The following is a 16,588-nucleotide window of genomic DNA, read 5'->3' on the forward strand; positions in this document are numbered from 1 at the left end:
AAAGCATCGGCGGCCCCGATCCCAGGGGGGGCCCCCACGGGATTCCCCGGTAGGTCCCCTCCCCGGTGCGGCCGGCGCGCCGGCAGGCAGGTCCACGGTTCGCGGCCGAATCCGCTCGCCGTCGCAGAACGATCGTCAACTTCTGTGCCCTGCGTGCTGGTTGGTGTGGAATCGCATGCTTCTTGCCCTGCGCGCAGCACCCCCGGGTGGGGTCGGGCGTTGTACAACGTAAGCTGTACCGGTGCTGATTCATGGCAAGTGGGGCGATACCCCCTGAAGGATCCCGCTCGCCGGGCGGGCGTACCCCTCGGAATGACCGGCGGCGTGTCCGAAATAGGATGTATTGGGTCGGCAGTGTAGAACGGGAGATGTGACGGCCATGACGGAAAATCTCCAGCTCCGCGAGGGCAGTGCCGTCCCCGCAGCGGGCAGCCCGCAGTGACAGGTACTCGGCAAGTGCGCCCTGATGCCTCTACGCGCACCACACTCGGCAAGGCCGCGGACGAGAACTTCCCCGTGGCCCCCTTCTTCCTGCCGCGCGCGTGGCGCGAGGACCTCATGGCTGTGTACGGCTACGCTCGCCTCGTCGACGACATCGGTGACGGCGACCTCGCCCCAGGCGGAGCCGACGCCCGCCACCTCGGACTCGATCCCGCCGGGCCCGACGACCGGCTCGGCATGCTCGACGCCTTCGAGAGCGATCTCCGGCGTGTCTTCTCCGGCGACTCCCCCCGCCATCCGCTGCTGCGTGTCCTGGTGCCCACCGTGCGCCGGTGTTCGCTCACCCCCGAGCCGTTCCTCCGTCTCATCGAGGCGAATCGCCAGGACCAGCTGGTACGCCGCTACGAGACCTACGACGACCTCGTCGCCTACTGCGCGCTCTCGGCCGACCCCGTCGGCCGGCTCGTCCTCGGGATCACCGGCACCACGAGTCCCGAGAGGATTCGCCACTCCGACGCGATCTGCACCGCGCTCCAGATCGTCGAGCACCTCCAGGACGTGGCGGAGGACCTGGCCCGCGACCGCATCTACCTCCCCGCCGAGGACATGAAGCGGTTCGACGTCACCGAAGCGGACCTGGCCGCACCCGACAGCACGGCGGTCCGGGCGCTGGTCGCGTTCGAGGCGGAACGCGCCAAGAGGCTGCTGGACCAGGGCACCCCGCTGGTGGCAAGTGTCCACGGCAGGCTGAAGCTGCTGCTCGCCGGGTTCGTCGCCGGCGGGCACGCCGCGCTCGCTGCCCTCGCGGACGTCGGACACCGCGTGCACCCGGGGCCGCCCGGCCCCGCGAAGTCCCGACTGCTGCGCGAAGCGGGAGCCGTCTTGCGAAGAGCGCACAGAGAGGGGTGAGTCAGGGCATGGAGGAACACACGCACGTCTCCGCGCCGGTGCAGGCCGCGTACAGCTACTGCGAGGCCGTCACCGGACAGCAGGCGCGCAACTTCGCCTACGGGATCCGGCTGCTGCCAACGGACAAGCGTCAAGCCATGTCCGCGCTGTACGCCTTCTCGCGGCGCGTCGACGACATCGGCGACGGGACGCTCGGCGACGGCGACAAGCGGGACCGGCTCGACGCGACCCGCGAGCTGCTCGGCAGGATCCGGGGCGGAGCCGTGGACGAGGACGACACTGACCCGGTCGCGGTGGCGCTCACGGACGCGGCACGGCGCTTCCCGATCCCGCTCGAGGCCCTCGACGAGCTCATCGACGGCGTGCTCATGGACGTCCGCGGGGACACCTACGAGACCTGGGACGACCTCAAGGTGTACTGCCGGTGCGTCGCGGGGGCCATCGGACGCCTCTCCCTCGGGGTGTTCGGCACTGCGCCGGGCGCGCGTGGCGTCGAGCGTGCCCCCGAGTACGCCGACACGCTGGGCCTCGCCCTCCAGCTCACCAACATCCTCCGGGACGTCCGCGAGGACGCGAGCAACGGCCGCACGTACCTGCCGGCCGACGACCTCGCCAAGTTCGGCTGCTCCGTCGGATTCCACTGGGCCACCCCTCCGTCGGGGGCCGACTTCACCGGCCTCGTCCACTTCGAAGTGCGGCGCGCCCGCGCGCTGTTCGCCGAGGGATACCGGCTGCTGCCCATGCTCGACCGGCGCAGCGGCGCCTGCGTCGCCGCGATGGCGGGCATCTACCGCCGTCTCCTCGACCGCATCGAACGCGACCCCGAGGCCGTACTGCGCGGCCGGGTCTCGCTGCCGGGCCGTGAGAAGGCGTACGTCGCCGTCCGCGGACTCTCCGGCCTGGACGCCCGGCACATGTCCCGGCGGACCGTCAGGAGGCGTGCATGATGCGCCGGAACAGCACCCCCGGGACCCGGTGGACGAGCGGACCGGCCGGGCGCGCAACTTTCCGCTGCGGGGTTGCGTCCCTCAGAGCAGCGGTCCCCAAGGGCGAGGGCACATCGGCGAGGGAGGGCTCATGGCGCACCGCGGCATGACGCCCCCGCAAACGGTCGTCGTAGGAGGCGGGCTCGCCGGAGTCACCGCCGCACTCCAACTCGCCGACGCCGGGGTGCAGGTGACCCTCCTCGAGCACCGTCCGCGGCTGGGCGGCCTCGCCTTCTCCTTCCGGCGCGGCGAGCTGACCGTCGACAACGGCCAGCACGTCTACCTGCGCTGCTGCACCGGCTACCGCTGGCTGCTCGACCGCATCGACGGTGCCCGACTGGCTCCCCTCCAGGCACGTCTCGACGTACCCGTACTGGACGCCGCCCACCCACGGGGGCCCCGACTCGGCCGGCTCCGGCGCACCGCCCTGCCCGTGCCGCTGCACCTCGCCGCGAGCCTCGCCACCTACCCGCACCTGTCCGTGGCGGAGCGGGTGGCGGTCTCGCGCGCAGCACTCGCGCTGAAGACCCTCGACCCGGCGGATCCCGCTCTCGACGACATCGACTTCGCCACCTGGCTGGGCCGCCACGGCCAGTCCCGGCGCACCGTCGAGGCCCTTTGGGACCTCGTCGGCGTCGCCACCCTCAACGCCAGAGCGCCCCAGGCGTCCATGGCACTGGCCGCGATGGTCTTCAAGACCGGGTTGCTCTCAGCACCGGGCGCGGCGGACATCGGCTGGGCCCGCGTCCCGCTGGGCGAACTCCACGACACGCTGGCCCGCAAGGCGCTCGACGCCGCCGGGGTCCGCACCGAACTGCGCACCCGGGCCGGCGCGGTCACCCGCACCGGCGACGGCCGCTGGAACGTCACGGCAGGTGCCGAGCGCCTCGTGGCGGACGCCGTCGTCCTCGCCGTACCGCCGCGCGAGACACACGACCTGCTGCCGGACGGTGCGCTGGACGACCCGGAGCGGCTCCTCGCCATCGGCACCGCGCCCATCCTGAACGTCCACGTGGTCTACGACCGGGAAGTGCTGCGCCGGCCCTTCTTCGCCGCGCTCGGCACCCCCGTCCAGTGGGTCTTCGACCGGACCGAGGCATCCGGCCTGCTGCGGGGCGGGCCCGGCGGGCCCTCGAACGAGGTGGGTGGTGGGCGACGGGTGGGCCAGTACCTGGCACTCTCCCAGTCGGCCGCCGAAGACGAGATCGACACCCCCGTCGCGGAACTCCGCGCACGCTACGTCCCCGAGCTGGAGCGGTTGCTGCCCGCCGCCCGGACGGCCGAGGTGCGGGACTTCTTCGTCACCCGGGAGCGCACCGCCACGTTCGCCCCCACCCCAGGCGTCGGCAGGCTGAGGCCCGTCGCGCGCACCCGTGCCCCCGGCCTGTGCCTGGCCGGCTCGTGGACCGCCACCGGCTGGCCCGCGACCATGGAGGGCGCCGTGCGCAGCGGTTTGAACGCTGCCGGCGCCGCGCTCAAGGCCCTCGGCCGCCCCCATGAACATCCGCTCAAGGAGGCGGCATGAGACCGAGCACCGGAACCAGAGGAGAGAACGTGCCGACTGTGCCCTCGGCGAACCCGGCTGCCGACACCGTGGACGTCACCGCGCTGCTCGAGCGCGGACGGACCATGTCCACGCCGGTGTTGCGCGCTGCCGTTGACCGGCTCGCGGCGCCCATGGACACCGTCGCCGCCTACCACTTCGGCTGGATCGACGTCCACGGCAGGCCCGCCGACGGGGACGGCGGCAAGGCCGTACGTCCCGCGCTCGCGCTGCTGTCCGCGGAGGCGGCCGGTGCCGCGCCGGAGGTCGGTGTCCCCGGCGCCGTGGCCGTCGAGCTCGTGCACAACTTCTCCCTGCTCCACGACGACCTGATGGACGGGGACGAGCAGCGCCGCCACCGCGACACCGTGTGGAAGGTCCACGGACCGGCCCAGGCGATCCTCGTCGGCGACGCGCTCTTCGCACTGGCCAACGAGATCCTGTTGGAGCTCGGCACGGTGGAGGCGGGACGGGCGACCCGCCGGCTCACCACGGCCACCCGGAAGCTCATCGACGGGCAGGCTCAGGACATCTCCTACGAGCACCGCGAGCGGGTCACCGTCGAGGAGTGCCTGGAGATGGAGGGCAACAAGACGGGCGCGCTGCTCGCCTGTGCCGTGTCCATCGGGGCGGTGCTCGGCGGGGCGGACGACCGGACGGCCGACACGCTGGAGGCGTACGGCTACCACCTGGGGCTCGCGTTCCAGGCCGTAGACGACCTGCTCGGCATCTGGGGCGACCCGGAGTCCACCGGCAAGCAGACCTGGAGCGACCTGCGCCAGCGCAAGAAGTCCTTGCCGGTCGTCGCCGCGCTCGCCGCGGGCGGTGCGGCATCCGAGCGGCTCGGTGAACTGCTCGCCGCCGATGCCAAGAGCACCGACTTCGACAGCTTCTCCGAAGAGGAGTTCGCCACCAGGGCCGCGCTGATCGAGGAGGCGGGTGGCCGGGAGTGGACCGCCGAGGAGGCCCGAAGGCAGCACGGGAAGGCGATCGCCGCACTCGGCGGCGTCGACATGCCGGAACGGGTGCGGGCCCAACTCAGCGCGCTCGCGGACTTCGTCGTCGTACGGAAGAGATGATCACGATCACACGCATATGAGCTTGCAGTCGCCGGCCGGTGCCCTCACGGCACCGGCCGACGGCAGACCCGAAGCAGCACGTCCGACTGCACCGAGGGGAAGCCATGACAGCGACGTCCGACGGAGGGGCGGGGCCATCGGGGCTCCGCACCGCCGCGGCAAGCGAGACCACTGACAACCGCCCCGTCCCACACGACACCCGCGTCGCGGCCCAGCAGGCGATGCAGCGTTCGGTCGACCACCTCCTCGGCGCTCAGGCGCCCGAGGGCTGGTGGAAAGGGGACCTCGAAACCAACGTCACCATGGACGCCGAGGACCTGCTGCTCCGTCAGTTCCTCGGTATCCAGGACGAGGAGACCACGGCCGCCGCGGCGCGTTTCATCCGCGGCGAGCAACGTGACGACGGCACCTGGGCAACCTTCCACGGTGGCCCTCCGGAGCTCTCGGCCACCGTCGAGGCCTACGTCGCCCTGCGGCTCGCCGGAGACCGGCCCGACGACCCGCACATGGTCCGTGCCGCCTCCTGGGTCCGGCGGCAGGGAGGTATCGCGGCCGCCCGTGTCTTCACCCGGATCTGGCTCGCCCTCTTCGGCTGGTGGAGGTGGGAGGACGTTCCCGAGCTGCCCCCCGAGCTGATCTACCTCCCCGCGTGGTTCCCCCTCAACATCTACGACTTCGGCTGTTGGGCGCGGCAGACGATCGTGCCGCTCACCATCGTGTCGGCGAAGCGGCCGGTCCGGCCGGCGCCGTTCGGGCTCGACGAACTGCACACGGACCCGCGCCGGCCGAACCCCCCGCGGCCTCCGGCCCCACTGACCTCCTGGGACGGCGTCTTCCAGCGCATCGACCAGCTGCTGCGCGGCTACCGCGCAGTGGCCCTGCGCCCCCTGCGGCGGGCGGCGATGAACAGCGCGGCGCGCTGGATCATCGAGCGGCAGGAGAACGACGGCTGCTGGGGCGGTATCCAGCCACCAGCCGTCTACTCGCTCATCGCCCTGCACCTGCTCGGGTACGACCTGCAACACCCGGTCATGCGCGAGGGACTCGCGTCACTGGACCGCTTCGCCGTGTGGCGCGAGGAGGCGTTCCGCCCGGATGGAGCCCCGCTCCGGATGGTCGAAGCCTGCCAGTCGCCCGTCTGGGACACCTGCCTCGCCACCATCGCCCTGGCCGACGCCGGACTCCCCGCCGACCACCCGGCGCTGGTGAAGGCCGCCGACTGGATGCTCGCCGAAGAGGTCGTCCGCCCCGGCGACTGGGCCGTGCGCAAACCGCGGCTTGCCCCCGGTGGCTGGGCGTTCGAGTTCCACAACGACAACTATCCCGACATCGACGACACCGCCGAGGTCATCCTCGCGCTGCGCAGGGTGAACCATCCCGACCCCTCCCGGGTCGAGGCCGCCGTCGTGCGCGGCTGCCGATGGACGCTCGGGATGCAGTCGAGGAACGGGGCCTGGGCCGCCTTCGACGCCGACAACACCAGCGCCTTCCCCAATCGACTGCCGTTCTGTGACTTCGGCGAGGTCATCGACCCGCCGTCCGCCGACGTGACCGCACACGTCGTGGAGATGCTGGCCCACGAGGGACGGTCCCAGAACCCCGCTGCCCGGCGCGCCGTCGACTGGCTACTGGCGGAACAGGAACCGAACGGCGCATGGTTCGGCCGCTGGGGCGTCAACTACCTCTACGGAACCGGTTCGGTGGTGCCGGCGCTCGTGGCGGTCGGACTGCCCGCCGCGCACCCGGCGATCAGGCGTGCCGTCCGCTGGCTGGAGTCCGTCCAGAACGACGACGGAGGCTGGGGCGAGGACCTGCGTTCGTACCGCGACCCGGACTGGCACGGCCGTGGCGCGTCGACGGCCTCCCAGACCGCGTGGGCGCTGCTGGCCCTGCTCGCCGCGGGGGAGCGGGAGGGCAAGGCCGTGGAACGGGGCGTCGACTTCCTCTCCGGGACGCAGGCCCCGGACGGGACCTGGGACGAGCCCCACTTCACCGGCACCGGATTCCCCTGGGACTTCTCCATCAACTACCACCTGTACCGCCAGGTCTTCCCGCTCACCGCGCTCGGTCGCTACGTGCACGGGGAGCCCCTCGGCCGGCGGGAAGGGGGCTGAATGGACACTTCCTCGGAGCCCCCCGGTTCCCCAGCGCCGCCGCTGCTGATCGCCTGTGCGCTCGGCATCGAGCACCTCGCCCTGCGCAAGGGCGCACGCGGCGGCGCTCCGGGCCCGGTCACCGTGCTCCGAACCGGGATGGGCCCGGGCAACGCCCGGCGCGCCGTCGCACACGCCCTCCGGGGGGACGGGGCAGCCACCGCGGTGATCGCGTCGGGGTTCTGCGCCGGGCTCACGCCGGGGATGCACCCCGGTGACGTCGTCGTCGCCGGGGAGACCCGTGGTCCCCGGGGGACAACGCCGTGCACGGGCACGGACCTCCTGGTGGAGGCGCTCGCCCGGGCCGTTCCCGGGCGCATGGTGCACACCGGTCCGCTGACCGGTACCGACCACGTCGTACGCGGCCAGGAGCGGGCCGAGCTGGCCGCATCGGGAGCCATCGCGGCGGACATGGAGTCCGCGGAGACGCTCCGCACCGCACTGGCCACCGGCCCCCGCCCGGTTGCGGCCGTCCGGGTGGTCGTGGACGCTCCTGAGCATGAACTGGTCCGTATCGGCACGGTGCGCGGTGGAATATCGGCTTTCTGCGTCCTCCGTGCAGTGATTCCCGCTTTCTCCGAATGGCACCGTTCTTTGCTGCTCCCCAGGAGGTGAGCTAGATGGCCATGCCGCTCCGTCAGACCATCAGGGTCGGGACCTACCTCTTCCAACAGAAGCTCCGCAAGCGTGCGAAATTCCCGCTGATCGTGGAGCTGGAGCCGCTGTTCGCGTGCAACCTGAAATGTGAGGGCTGCGGAAAGATCCAGCACCCGGCCGGAGTCCTCAAGCAGCGGATGCCCGTGGCGCAGGCGGTGGGCGCGGTCCTGGAATCCGGGGCTCCGATGGTGTCCATCGCCGGCGGCGAGCCACTGATGCACCCGCAGATCGACGAGATCGTGCGGCAGTTGGTCGCGCACAAGAAGTACGTCTTCCTCTGCACCAATGCCATGCTGCTCCGGAAGAAGATGGACGACTTCACCCCCTCGCGGTACTTCGCGTTCGCCGTCCACATCGACGGGCTGCGCGAGCGCCACGACGAGTCGGTCGCCAAGGAGGGGGTGTTCGACGAGGCGGTGGCGGCGATCAAGGAGGCGAAGCGCCGCGGTTTCCGGGTCACCACCAACTCCACCTTCTTCAATACGGACACCCCGCAGACCGTCGTGGAGGTCCTCAACTACCTCAACGACGAACTCCAGGTCCACGAGATGATGATCTCGCCGGCCTACGCCTACGAGAAGGCCCCCGATCAGGAGCACTTCCTCGGCGTCGAGCAGACCCGCGAGCTGTTCCGGAAGGCATTCGCCGGGGGGAACCGGCGGCGCTGGCGGCTCAACCACTCGCCGCTCTTCCTGGACTTCCTGGAGGGCAAGGTGGACTTCCCCTGCACGGCGTGGGCCATCCCCAACTACTCGCTCTTCGGTTGGCAGCGGCCGTGCTACCTGATGAGCGACGGGTACGTGCCCACGTACCGGGAGCTGGTCGAGGAGACGGACTGGAGCAAGTACGGCCGCGGCAGGGACCCGCGCTGCGCCAACTGCATGGCGCACTGCGGATACGAGCCCACCGCGGTCCTCGCGACCATGAACTCGCTCAAGGAGTCCCTGCGCGCGGCCCGGGAAACGGTCTCCGGGAACCACGGTTGAGACCGGGGCGGGGCCCGCCGCGGGTGCCCGCCGCCACTCTGAGTCCACCACAGCAGAGAGTAGGGGGACCGCACGTGACGATCCTGGAGAACGTCCGGGGGCCGCAGGACCTCAAGGTGCTGACCGAAGGGGAGCTGGAGGAGCTCGCCGAGGACATCAGGGACTTCCTCGTCCAAGCCGTGGCCAGGACCGGCGGCCACCTGGGACCCAATCTCGGCGTGGTGGAACTTTCCCTGGCCCTGCACCGGGTCTTCGACTCGCCCGTCGACCGCATCCTGTGGGACACCGGGCACCAGTCCTACGTCCACAAGCTGCTCACGGGGCGCCAGGACTTCTCGAAACTGCGCGGCAAGGGCGGCCTGTCCGGCTACCCGTCCCGGGAGGAGTCCGACCACGACGTCATCGAGAACTCCCACGCCTCCACGGTGCTCGGCTGGGCCGACGGGCTGGCCAAGGCCCGCGAACTCCTCGGCCGCCCCGGCCACGTCGTGGCCGTCATCGGTGACGGGGCCCTCACCGGCGGCATGGCGTGGGAGGCGCTCAACAACATCGCCGCCGCCAGGCACCGGCCGCTGATCATCGTCGTCAACGACAACGAGCGCTCCTACGGGCCCACGATAGGCGGCCTGGCCAACCACCTCGCGACCCTGCGCACCACCGACGGCTACGAACGCCTCCTCGACTGGGGCAGGGACGTGCTGCGGCACACCCCGCTGGTGGGTGGGCCGCTGTACGACTCCCTCCACGGAGCGAAGAAGGGCTTCAAGGACGCCTTCGCCCCGCAAGGCATGTTCGAGGACCTGGGGCTCAAGTACCTGGGGCCCGTCGACGGCCACGACACCGCGGCGGTCGAGTCCGCGCTGCGCCGGGCCAAGCGTTTCCACGGGCCCGTGCTGGTGCACTGCCTCACCCAGAAGGGCCGCGGCTACCAGCCGGCGGTCCAGGACGAAGCCGACCGCTTCCACACCGTCGGCGCGATGGACCCGCTGACCTGTGTGCCTCTCGCTCCTCCCGCCGGTCCGTCGTGGACCTCGGTGTTCGCCGACGAGATCGTCGCCATCGGGGCCGAACGGGCGGACGTCGTGGCGATCACCGCGGCCATGCTCCACCCCGTCGGGTTGACGGAGTTCGCCGAGCGCTTCCCCGACCGGATCTGGGACGTGGGCATCGCCGAGCAGCACGCGACGGTCTCGGCCGCCGGCTTGGCCACCGGCGGCCTCCACCCCGTCGTCGCGGTCTACGCCACCTTCCTCAACCGTGCCTTCGACCAGCTGCTGATGGACGTGGCCCTGCACCGGTGCGGTGTCACCTTCGTCCTGGACCGGGCGGGAGTCACCGGGGTCGACGGGCCTTCCCACAACGGCGTGTGGGACCTGTCCGTCCTCCAGGTCGTCCCGGGCCTCAGGATCGCCGCCCCGCGCGACGCCGGCCAGTTGCGGGCCCAGCTCCGCGAGGCGGTGGACGTTTCCGACGCGCCGACCGTGGTGCGCTTCCCGAAGGAGTCGATGGGGAAACCGGTGCCCGCGGTGGGACGGATCGGCGGGATGGACGTCCTGCACCGCAGCGACGACGCCGAGGTGCTCCTGGTGTCCGTCGGCGCGCTCGCCCCCGTCTGCCTGCAGGCCGCCGACCTCCTGGAGGCCCGCGGTCTGCGGTGCACCGTCGTCGACCCGCGCTGGGTCAAGCCCGTCGACGAGCAGCTCGTGCCGCTCGCGGGACGGCACCGCCTTGTGGCGGTCGTGGAGGACAACAGCCGTACGTCGGGTGTGGGTTCGGCGGTCGGGCAGGCGTTGCGGGATGCAGACGTCGACGTCCCCTTGCGGAACTTCGGCATCCCCGAGCAGTTCCTCGCCCACGCCAAGCGCAGCGAAGTGCTGGCCGACATCGGGCTGACCCCGGTCGAGATCGCGGGCCGGATCGGCGCCGCGTTGGCACGCAAACAGGTTCAAGAGACCGGGGAGCACGGGCGATGAGCAGCGAATTCGACCTCGCGCGACTGCTCGCGGAGCGCGGCCACGAACGGTACGCGCTTCATGCGCGGCATCTCAACCACCAACTGCCCCGCATGCTGCACACCATCGGATTCGACAAGGTGTACGAACGTGGTGAGGGTGCCCACTTCTGGGACGACGAGGGCAACGACTACCTCGACATGCTCGCGGGCTTCGGCGTGATGGGCCTAGGCCGCCACCACCCGGTCGTCCGCAAGGCGCTGCACGACGTCCTGGACGCCTCCCCCGCCGACCTCACCCGCTTCGACTGTCCACCGTTGCCCGGGCTGCTCGCGGAGAAGCTGCTGGCACACAGCCCGCACCTGGACCGGGTGTTCTTCGGCAACAGCGGCACGGAGGCGGTGGAGACGGCACTCAAGTTCGCGCGGTGCGCGACCGGGAGGCCACGCATCCTCTACTGCACCCACGCGTTCCACGGACTGACCACCGGTTCCCTCTCGGTCAATGGGGAGGCGGGTTTCCGCGACGGGTTCGCTCCCCTGCTACCGGACACCGCCATCGAGCTCGGTGACCTCGAGGCGCTGGAACGCGAGCTGGCACGCGGGGACGTGGCCGGCTTCGTCGTGGAGCCCATCCAGGGCAAGGGCGTGCACGCGGCACCGCCCGGGTTCCTCGCGGCGGCACAGGAGCTACTGCGCGGGCACGGGGCGCTGCTGATCGCCGACGAGGTGCAGACCGGCCTGGGCAGGACCGGCGACTTCTACGCCTACCAGCACGAGGACGGCGTCGAGCCCGACCTGGTCTGTGTCGCGAAGGCGCTCTCCGGCGGCTACGTACCGGTGGGCGCCACGCTGGGCAGGGACTGGATCTTCAAGAAGGTGTACTCCTCGATGGACAGGGTGCTGGTCCACTCGGCGAGCTTCGGTTCCAACGCGCAGGCGATGGCCGCCGGACTCGCCGTGCTGTCGGTGATCGAGGAGGAGCAGGTGGTGGCGAACGCGAGGGCCACCGGAGAGCTGCTGAAGGGTCGGCTCGCAGCCCTCGTGGACCGGTACGAGCTGCTGCGGGAGGTCCGCGGACGGGGACTGATGATCGGGATCGAGTTCGGCCGGCCGTCGTCCTTGCGACTGCGCAGCCGCTGGACCGTTCTCCAGGCGGCCCGCAAGGGCCTCTTCGCGCAGATGGTCGTAGTCCCGCTGCTCCAGCGGCACCGCATCCTCACCCAGGTTTCCGGGGACCACCTGGAAGTGATCAAGTTGATTCCGCCCCTCGTGATCGGTGAGTCGGAGGTCGACCGGTTCGTGGCGGCGTTCACCGCCGTGATGGATGACGCACACGGCGGCAGCGGTCTGATGTGGGACTTCGGCAAGACCCTGGTGAAGCAGGCCGTGGCACAACGGTAGGCCGGTCAGAGACTTTTGCCTTTGGGGCAAGAAATTTGCCCATGGGGAAAAGTCCTGGCGAAATGGGTCCATGAGCCCTTCCCCCGGAGACCCCTCCGGACCGGCAGCGGACGCCCTACCCGACGTCGCCCCGCGGCTGCGCGACCTGCGCCGCCACCGCGGTCTCACCCTGGAGGCCGCGGCCCGCCGCGCTGGTCTTTCACCCGCCCATCTCTCCCGTCTCGAGACGGGCAACCGGCAGCCGTCGCTGCCGATGCTGCTCGCGCTCGCCCGCACCTACGGTACGACCGTCGCCGAGCTGCTCGGCGAGGCACCGCCGGAGCGCGAGCCCGTCATCCGCGGCGGGCGGATGGGACCCGCGGAGGCGGACGGCTGGACGTACCGCCAAGCGGGCGGCCGGGGCCGGGCCATGCAGGCCCTCCGGGTGCGGGTGCCGTTCGGACCCCAGGGGGACCTGGTGCGGGTGCACCCGGGCGAGGAGTGGCTGTACGTCCTGGAGGGGCGGCTGCGGCTGGGGCTCGGCGACGCGGTGCACGAGCTCGACCCGGGCGACAGCGCCCACTTCGACTCGCTCACTCCGCACCGCATCGCCGCCGCCACGCGCGGCGGCGCCGAGCTGCTCTTCGTCCACACCCTGCTGCAGAGCCCCGACCCGCACGGAAACCCGCATGCCTGAGGACCCGAGGAGGACCGTCATGCCGCAGAACCCGTCGAAGAAGTCGCCGGGGCCGCCTTCGACCCACGAGCACAAGTTCCCGGTGGGGCTGGCCGTGCGGCTGTTCGCCTACCTGGTGGCGGGCCACCTGTTCGCGGGCTTCCTCTACCTGCTGTTCACCGTCGGGGGGAAGTGAGCAGGCCGCCTCAGGCGGCGCCGTCCAGCAGCCGGTCGCGCAGTCGCTCGCGCGTCTCCGAGGAGACCTTCAGCCCCTCGGAGAGGTAGCGCTCGGTGGAGCCCCACGTCTCCTCGATGGTCTCGAACGCCGCTGCGAGGTACTCGGACCGGGCGTCGAACAGCGGGCTCAGCAGCTCCATGACCTCCGGGGACATCCCCGCCGACGAGCTGTCGCTGCGCCGCACCTTGTAGCGCCGGTGAGGGTCGTTGGACTTCAGGTAGTCGGCTTCGATGGCGTCCCGCTCGACCCCGACCGCCAGCAGCGAGACGACGATCGCCAACCCCGCCCGGTCCTTTCCCGCAGCGCAGTGCATCAGTGCCGGAACGCTGTCCTCCGCCAGGGAGTGGAGCACGCGGCTGTGCTCGGCGGTGCGCTGTTCGACCATCGTGCGGTACGAGCTGGACATCCTGTGGGCCGCTTTGCCGTCCGCGAGGATCGACTTCAGCTGCTCCAGGTCGCCCTCGCGGACCATCCGCCAGAACTCGGCGCCGTCGGCGGGATCCGACAGCGGGATGTTCACGTTCCGCACGCCCGGGAGTTCGACGTCCGGGCCCTCGAGCCGTTGGTCCGCGGAATTGCGGAAGTCGAAGATCGTGTGGAGGCCGAGCGAGGTGAGGAACGTGGTGTCGGTGTCGGTGGCGTGCGCGAGGTGGCCGCTGCGGAAGAGGCGTCCGTGCCGCACCCGGCGCCCGTCGACGGTCGGTAGCCCGCCCACGTCACGGAAGTTGCGCACGCCGGAGAGCTCGGGCTCGGTCGAGGGGATCTGAGGCAGCTGCTGCGTCACGGGGGCTCCTCGGGTCTGCGGTCGGCGCTCGCCGACAAGGGCGCGGTCCTGACCCTACGACATTGATTCCTCAGGCAATTATTTCGATGCGGCCGGTCGGAGCCACCGTCTCGGTGGCGATATCGCTCGCACTGGTGCGCGGTCGGCGCTCCGCGGCACGTCGTGCGCCCCCAAGGGGTGCCTTTCGGGCAGTCAGGTCCGGGGTGGCTGCGGCCTCGAATCTCCAGTCGGAAGGTGAGATGTCGATAAATGTAGCCATATGTCTCTTTTGGGCTTTTGCGTCACCGGTGCGCCATGTCGCCCGCCCGCCGTTCCGTATATGCGGAATGCGTGGGCGACTGGAGAAATTTCGATGCGAACGATACTTCTGTCCGGATTTGTCAATATTGGGCAACTCGCCCTGAGTCTGCCGGGAATGGCTGGAGCCCCGTGAGCTGAATCATATCCGTGACGGTCCGTGGTGGCGGCCCACGGGTCAACTCCCTTGCCCTCGTGGAAATCGAAGATCGCGAATCCACGGAGCGTGACGTGGAATTCCCGGTCGATTTGAACCGGAAGGATTCCTCGTGGAAGTGATGGCTTGTTTGTCTCGACCTGGCTCGTTTACGGTCACCGCAATCCGGTCGGAACGCCTCATCCTGCCGCCGTCCGGAATATCGCACCCATCCACGTGTGGCAGGAGCGGGGGACCCAGGTAGTTCGCCGATCCGCACCCGCGGACGGCTCGGGGTGAAGCCGCGCCTGCGCGCGGCCGGGCAGCTCCAGCTCGAACCCGACAGCTCACCTCGCAGGCGACGGAGAGGAATTCGCCATGCCCGGTAGGGGTAAGCACCGTCGTCCGAGGACCAGCCCGTTCAGCCGTGGATTCGTCGCCGCCGGAACGGGTGGAGTCGTCATCGCACTCCCGCTCATCGGCGCCGCCGGTGCGCACGCCGCTGCGAAGTCCGCTCCCACCGCCGAGCGCACCGCCGCCGTCGCCCGGCAGGCCGCCGCCCCGCAGGTGGTGAAGACTCCCGCAGCGCCCAAGACGTACACCGTCGTGGCCGGTGACTACCTGTCGAAGATCGCCAGGGATCAGCACGTCCGTGGCGGCTGGAAGAAGCTGTACGCCGACAACCGCGCTGCCGTCGGGGAGGACCCGTCGCTGATCCACCCCGGACTGAAGCTGTCCATCGGGGCCCGGGCAAAGGCCGCCCCCTCGGCCCAGCCCTCCGCGAAGAGCGCGGCGAAGGCCAAGGCCCCGGCGAAGAGCCAGAAGCCGGCCGTCGCTGCCGACCGCGCCTCCCGCTCGGACGCCCGCCCCGCGGTCGCTCCCGCACCGGCCGCGAACGCCCTGAAGATCAGTGCCGCCGGCTACACCCTTCCGGTCAACTCCCCTCTCGGTACCGCGTACAAGACCTCCGGGCCCATGTGGTCCAGCGGCTACCACACGGGCGTGGACTTCGTGGCGTCGGCCGGGACGTCCGTGAAGGCCGTCGGTCCGGGCAGCGTCGTCTCGGCCGGATGGGCCGGCGCCTACGGCAACCAGGTCGTGATCAAGCACGACGACGGTACCTACTCGCAGTACGCCCACCTCTCCGCGCTGTCCGTCTCGGCCGGCCAGGGCGTGAAGGGCGGCGATCAGGTCGGCCTCTCCGGTTCCACCGGCAACACCACCGGTCCGCACCTGCACTTCGAGATCCGCACCACCCCGAACTACGGCTCGGACATCGATCCGCTGGCCTACCTGCGCCAGCACGGCGTGGCGATCTGACGAGGATCCCCGCGCCGGGCAGCCGTCCGCCGACCCACCTGACCGGGGCGGCGGACGGACGCGTTCGCCGAACGCGCAGTATTCCCGCTTCTCACCGACTCGCCGGGTGGTCTATATCACGCCCCGTCAACCCCTCCCTACGGTGGCGTAGGTCACTTCGCGCAGTGAAAGATGTCGTGAGTGGGAGACGATTCGCGATCAAGAGCAAAGAGTGCATTCGGGTCGTACGCGGCCATTGGTGACAGCTTCACCGAAGGCGTCGGGGACCCAGGACCGGACGGGCAGTTCACGGGCTGGGCGGACCGCCTCGCCGTCCTTCTGGACGACCGCATGCCCGAACACGCCTTCCGTTATGCGAACCTCGCCGTACGCGGCCGCCTCCTCGACCAGATCGTCGAGGAGCAGGTCCCGCGCGCCAAGGAACTCGCACCCGAGCTGGTGACGTTCTGCGCCGGAGGCAACGACATCATCCGGCCCGGAACCGACCCCGACGACGTCGCGGAGCGCTTCGAGCGAGCCGTGGCCGACCTCGCGGCATCCGTCGGCACCGTCATGGTGACCACCGGGTTCGACACCCGCGGTGTGCCGGTGCTCCGCCACCTCCGCGGCAAGATCGCCACGTACACCGCCCACGTCCGCTCCATCGCGGACCGCTACGACTGCCCCGTCCTCGACCTCTGGTCGCTCAGGTCCGTCCAGGACAGGCGCGCCTGGGACGACGACCGCCTGCACCTCTCGCCCGAGGGCCACACACGTGTGGCGCTCCGAGCCGCGCAGGTGCTCGGACTCGAGGTGCCCGCCGACCCGGACCAGCCGTGGCCGCCGCTCCCACCGCGCGGCACCCTCGACGTCCGGCGCGACGACATCCAATGGGCACGCGAGTACCTCGTGCCGTGGATCGGCAGGAGGCTCCGCGGCGAGTCGTCCGGTGACCACGTGGAGCCGAAGCGTCCGTATCTGCTGCCGCTCTGAGCGGCAGCACCGCGGGAGCGGGCATCCGTTCCCAGGACCCCGCCCGCGGGACCTTCGGGCTGGAGGAACCTGCCTAC

The 16,588-nt window shown here is 70.7% G+C and carries 14 protein-coding genes and 1 riboswitch; of the genes, 13 read left to right on the forward strand and 1 reads right to left on the reverse strand.

Going from position 1 to position 16,588, the window contains the following annotated elements; genetic code table 11:
- Window positions 1-438: 438 nt before the first annotated feature.
- The 11 genes from hpnC to ACFXOM_RS20395 all read left to right on the forward strand — a co-directional run bounded on the left by hpnC (window position 439) and on the right by ACFXOM_RS20395 (window position 12,960).
- Window positions 439-1,350: a squalene synthase HpnC gene (gene hpnC, locus ACFXOM_RS20345; RefSeq protein WP_384930598.1), complete on the forward strand. Its 912-nt coding sequence runs from the start codon at window positions 439-441 to the stop codon at window positions 1,348-1,350.
- Window positions 1,351-1,358: 8 nt separating this feature from the next.
- A complete protein-coding gene (hpnD, locus tag ACFXOM_RS20350; protein ID WP_384930595.1) occupies window positions 1,359-2,297 on the forward strand; it encodes a presqualene diphosphate synthase HpnD in 939 nt (312 codons plus the stop codon).
- 130 nt (window positions 2,298-2,427) lie between these two features.
- Entirely contained in the window at window positions 2,428-3,861 is a 1,434-nt protein-coding gene (gene hpnE / locus ACFXOM_RS20355) for a hydroxysqualene dehydroxylase HpnE (RefSeq protein ID WP_384930592.1), read from the forward strand.
- On the forward strand, window positions 3,858-4,958 hold the full coding sequence (locus ACFXOM_RS20360) for a polyprenyl synthetase family protein (protein WP_384930589.1): 1,101 nt from the start codon (window positions 3,858-3,860) through the stop codon (window positions 4,956-4,958). The genes hpnE and ACFXOM_RS20360 overlap by 4 nt, the downstream gene beginning before the upstream one ends.
- Before the next feature lie 104 nt (window positions 4,959-5,062).
- Entirely contained in the window at window positions 5,063-7,072 is a 2,010-nt protein-coding gene (shc, locus tag ACFXOM_RS20365; protein ID WP_384930586.1) for a squalene--hopene cyclase, read from the forward strand.
- Window positions 7,073-7,726 (forward strand): 1-hydroxy-2-methyl-2-butenyl 4-diphosphate reductase, encoded by a 654-nt coding sequence (locus ACFXOM_RS20370; protein ID WP_384947973.1) that lies wholly within the window; start codon window positions 7,073-7,075, stop codon window positions 7,724-7,726. It abuts the gene before it with no gap.
- Between the two features lie 5 nt (window positions 7,727-7,731).
- Window positions 7,732-8,754 carry an adenosyl-hopene transferase HpnH gene (hpnH, locus tag ACFXOM_RS20375; protein WP_384930580.1) on the forward strand — a complete coding sequence of 341 codons (1,023 nt, stop codon included), beginning with the start codon at window positions 7,732-7,734 and terminating at the stop codon, window positions 8,752-8,754.
- 74 nt (window positions 8,755-8,828) lie between these two features.
- Window positions 8,829-10,727 carry a 1-deoxy-D-xylulose-5-phosphate synthase gene (dxs, locus tag ACFXOM_RS20380; RefSeq protein ID WP_385038647.1) on the forward strand — a complete coding sequence of 633 codons (1,899 nt, stop codon included), beginning with the start codon at window positions 8,829-8,831 and terminating at the stop codon, window positions 10,725-10,727.
- Complete coding sequence (locus ACFXOM_RS20385) at window positions 10,724-12,109, forward strand: aspartate aminotransferase family protein (protein WP_385038650.1); 1,386 nt, start codon at window positions 10,724-10,726, stop codon at window positions 12,107-12,109. Before dxs ends, ACFXOM_RS20385 begins: the two co-directional genes overlap by 4 nt.
- A 70-nt stretch (window positions 12,110-12,179) precedes the next feature.
- Complete coding sequence (locus tag ACFXOM_RS20390) at window positions 12,180-12,785, forward strand: helix-turn-helix domain-containing protein (RefSeq protein ID WP_384930572.1); 606 nt, start codon at window positions 12,180-12,182, stop codon at window positions 12,783-12,785.
- Between the two features lie 19 nt (window positions 12,786-12,804).
- Window positions 12,805-12,960, forward strand: a complete 156-nt coding sequence (locus ACFXOM_RS20395; RefSeq protein WP_384930569.1) for a DUF6126 family protein — start codon at window positions 12,805-12,807, stop codon at window positions 12,958-12,960.
- A 10-nt stretch (window positions 12,961-12,970) separates the two neighbouring features.
- Here the strand turns inward: ACFXOM_RS20395 and ACFXOM_RS20400 are convergent, their stop codons facing one another.
- The gene (locus ACFXOM_RS20400; protein ID WP_384947980.1) at window positions 12,971-13,786 is read right to left on the reverse strand and encodes a tyrosine-protein phosphatase; all 816 of its coding nucleotides are present in this window, start codon (window positions 13,784-13,786) and stop codon (window positions 12,971-12,973) included.
- A gap of 649 nt (window positions 13,787-14,435) precedes the next feature.
- Window positions 14,436-14,593, forward strand: a riboswitch (cyclic di-AMP (ydaO/yuaA leader).
- Window positions 14,594-14,597: 4 nt separating this feature from the next.
- Between ACFXOM_RS20400 and ACFXOM_RS20405 the strand changes: the two genes are divergently transcribed.
- Both ACFXOM_RS20405 and ACFXOM_RS20410 read left to right on the forward strand, forming a co-directional pair.
- Complete coding sequence (locus tag ACFXOM_RS20405) at window positions 14,598-15,539, forward strand: peptidoglycan DD-metalloendopeptidase family protein (RefSeq protein WP_384930564.1); 942 nt, start codon at window positions 14,598-14,600, stop codon at window positions 15,537-15,539.
- Window positions 15,540-15,719: 180 nt separating this feature from the next.
- Entirely contained in the window at window positions 15,720-16,511 is a 792-nt protein-coding gene (locus ACFXOM_RS20410) for an SGNH/GDSL hydrolase family protein (protein WP_384930561.1), read from the forward strand.
- Window positions 16,512-16,588 lie beyond the last annotated feature (77 nt).

Origin of the sequence: Streptomyces sp. NPDC059169 (assembly GCF_042755225.1) — a bacterium.
Classification (GTDB): Bacteria; Actinomycetota; Actinomycetes; order Streptomycetales; family Streptomycetaceae; genus Streptomyces.

What these genes read in the sequence shown, in the direction of transcription:
- ACFXOM_RS20385 (WP_385038650.1), top strand. Translation starts at nt 10,724, where the DNA reads ATGAGCAGCGAATTCGACCTCGCGCGACTGCTCGCGGAGCGCGGCCAC.
- ACFXOM_RS20395 (WP_384930569.1), top strand. Translation starts at nt 12,805, where the DNA reads ATGCCGCAGAACCCGTCGAAGAAGTCGCCGGGGCCGCCTTCGACCCAC.
- ACFXOM_RS20370 (WP_384947973.1), top strand. Translation starts at nt 7,073, where the DNA reads ATGGACACTTCCTCGGAGCCCCCCGGTTCCCCAGCGCCGCCGCTGCTG.
- hpnH (WP_384930580.1), top strand. Translation starts at nt 7,732, where the DNA reads ATGGCCATGCCGCTCCGTCAGACCATCAGGGTCGGGACCTACCTCTTC.
- ACFXOM_RS20405 (WP_384930564.1), top strand. Translation starts at nt 14,598, where the DNA reads ATGCCCGGTAGGGGTAAGCACCGTCGTCCGAGGACCAGCCCGTTCAGC.
- ACFXOM_RS20390 (WP_384930572.1), top strand. Translation starts at nt 12,180, where the DNA reads ATGAGCCCTTCCCCCGGAGACCCCTCCGGACCGGCAGCGGACGCCCTA.
- hpnE (WP_384930592.1), top strand. Translation starts at nt 2,428, where the DNA reads ATGGCGCACCGCGGCATGACGCCCCCGCAAACGGTCGTCGTAGGAGGC.
- shc (WP_384930586.1), top strand. Translation starts at nt 5,063, where the DNA reads ATGACAGCGACGTCCGACGGAGGGGCGGGGCCATCGGGGCTCCGCACC.
- ACFXOM_RS20360 (WP_384930589.1), top strand. Translation starts at nt 3,858, where the DNA reads ATGAGACCGAGCACCGGAACCAGAGGAGAGAACGTGCCGACTGTGCCC.
- hpnD (WP_384930595.1), top strand. Translation starts at nt 1,359, where the DNA reads ATGGAGGAACACACGCACGTCTCCGCGCCGGTGCAGGCCGCGTACAGC.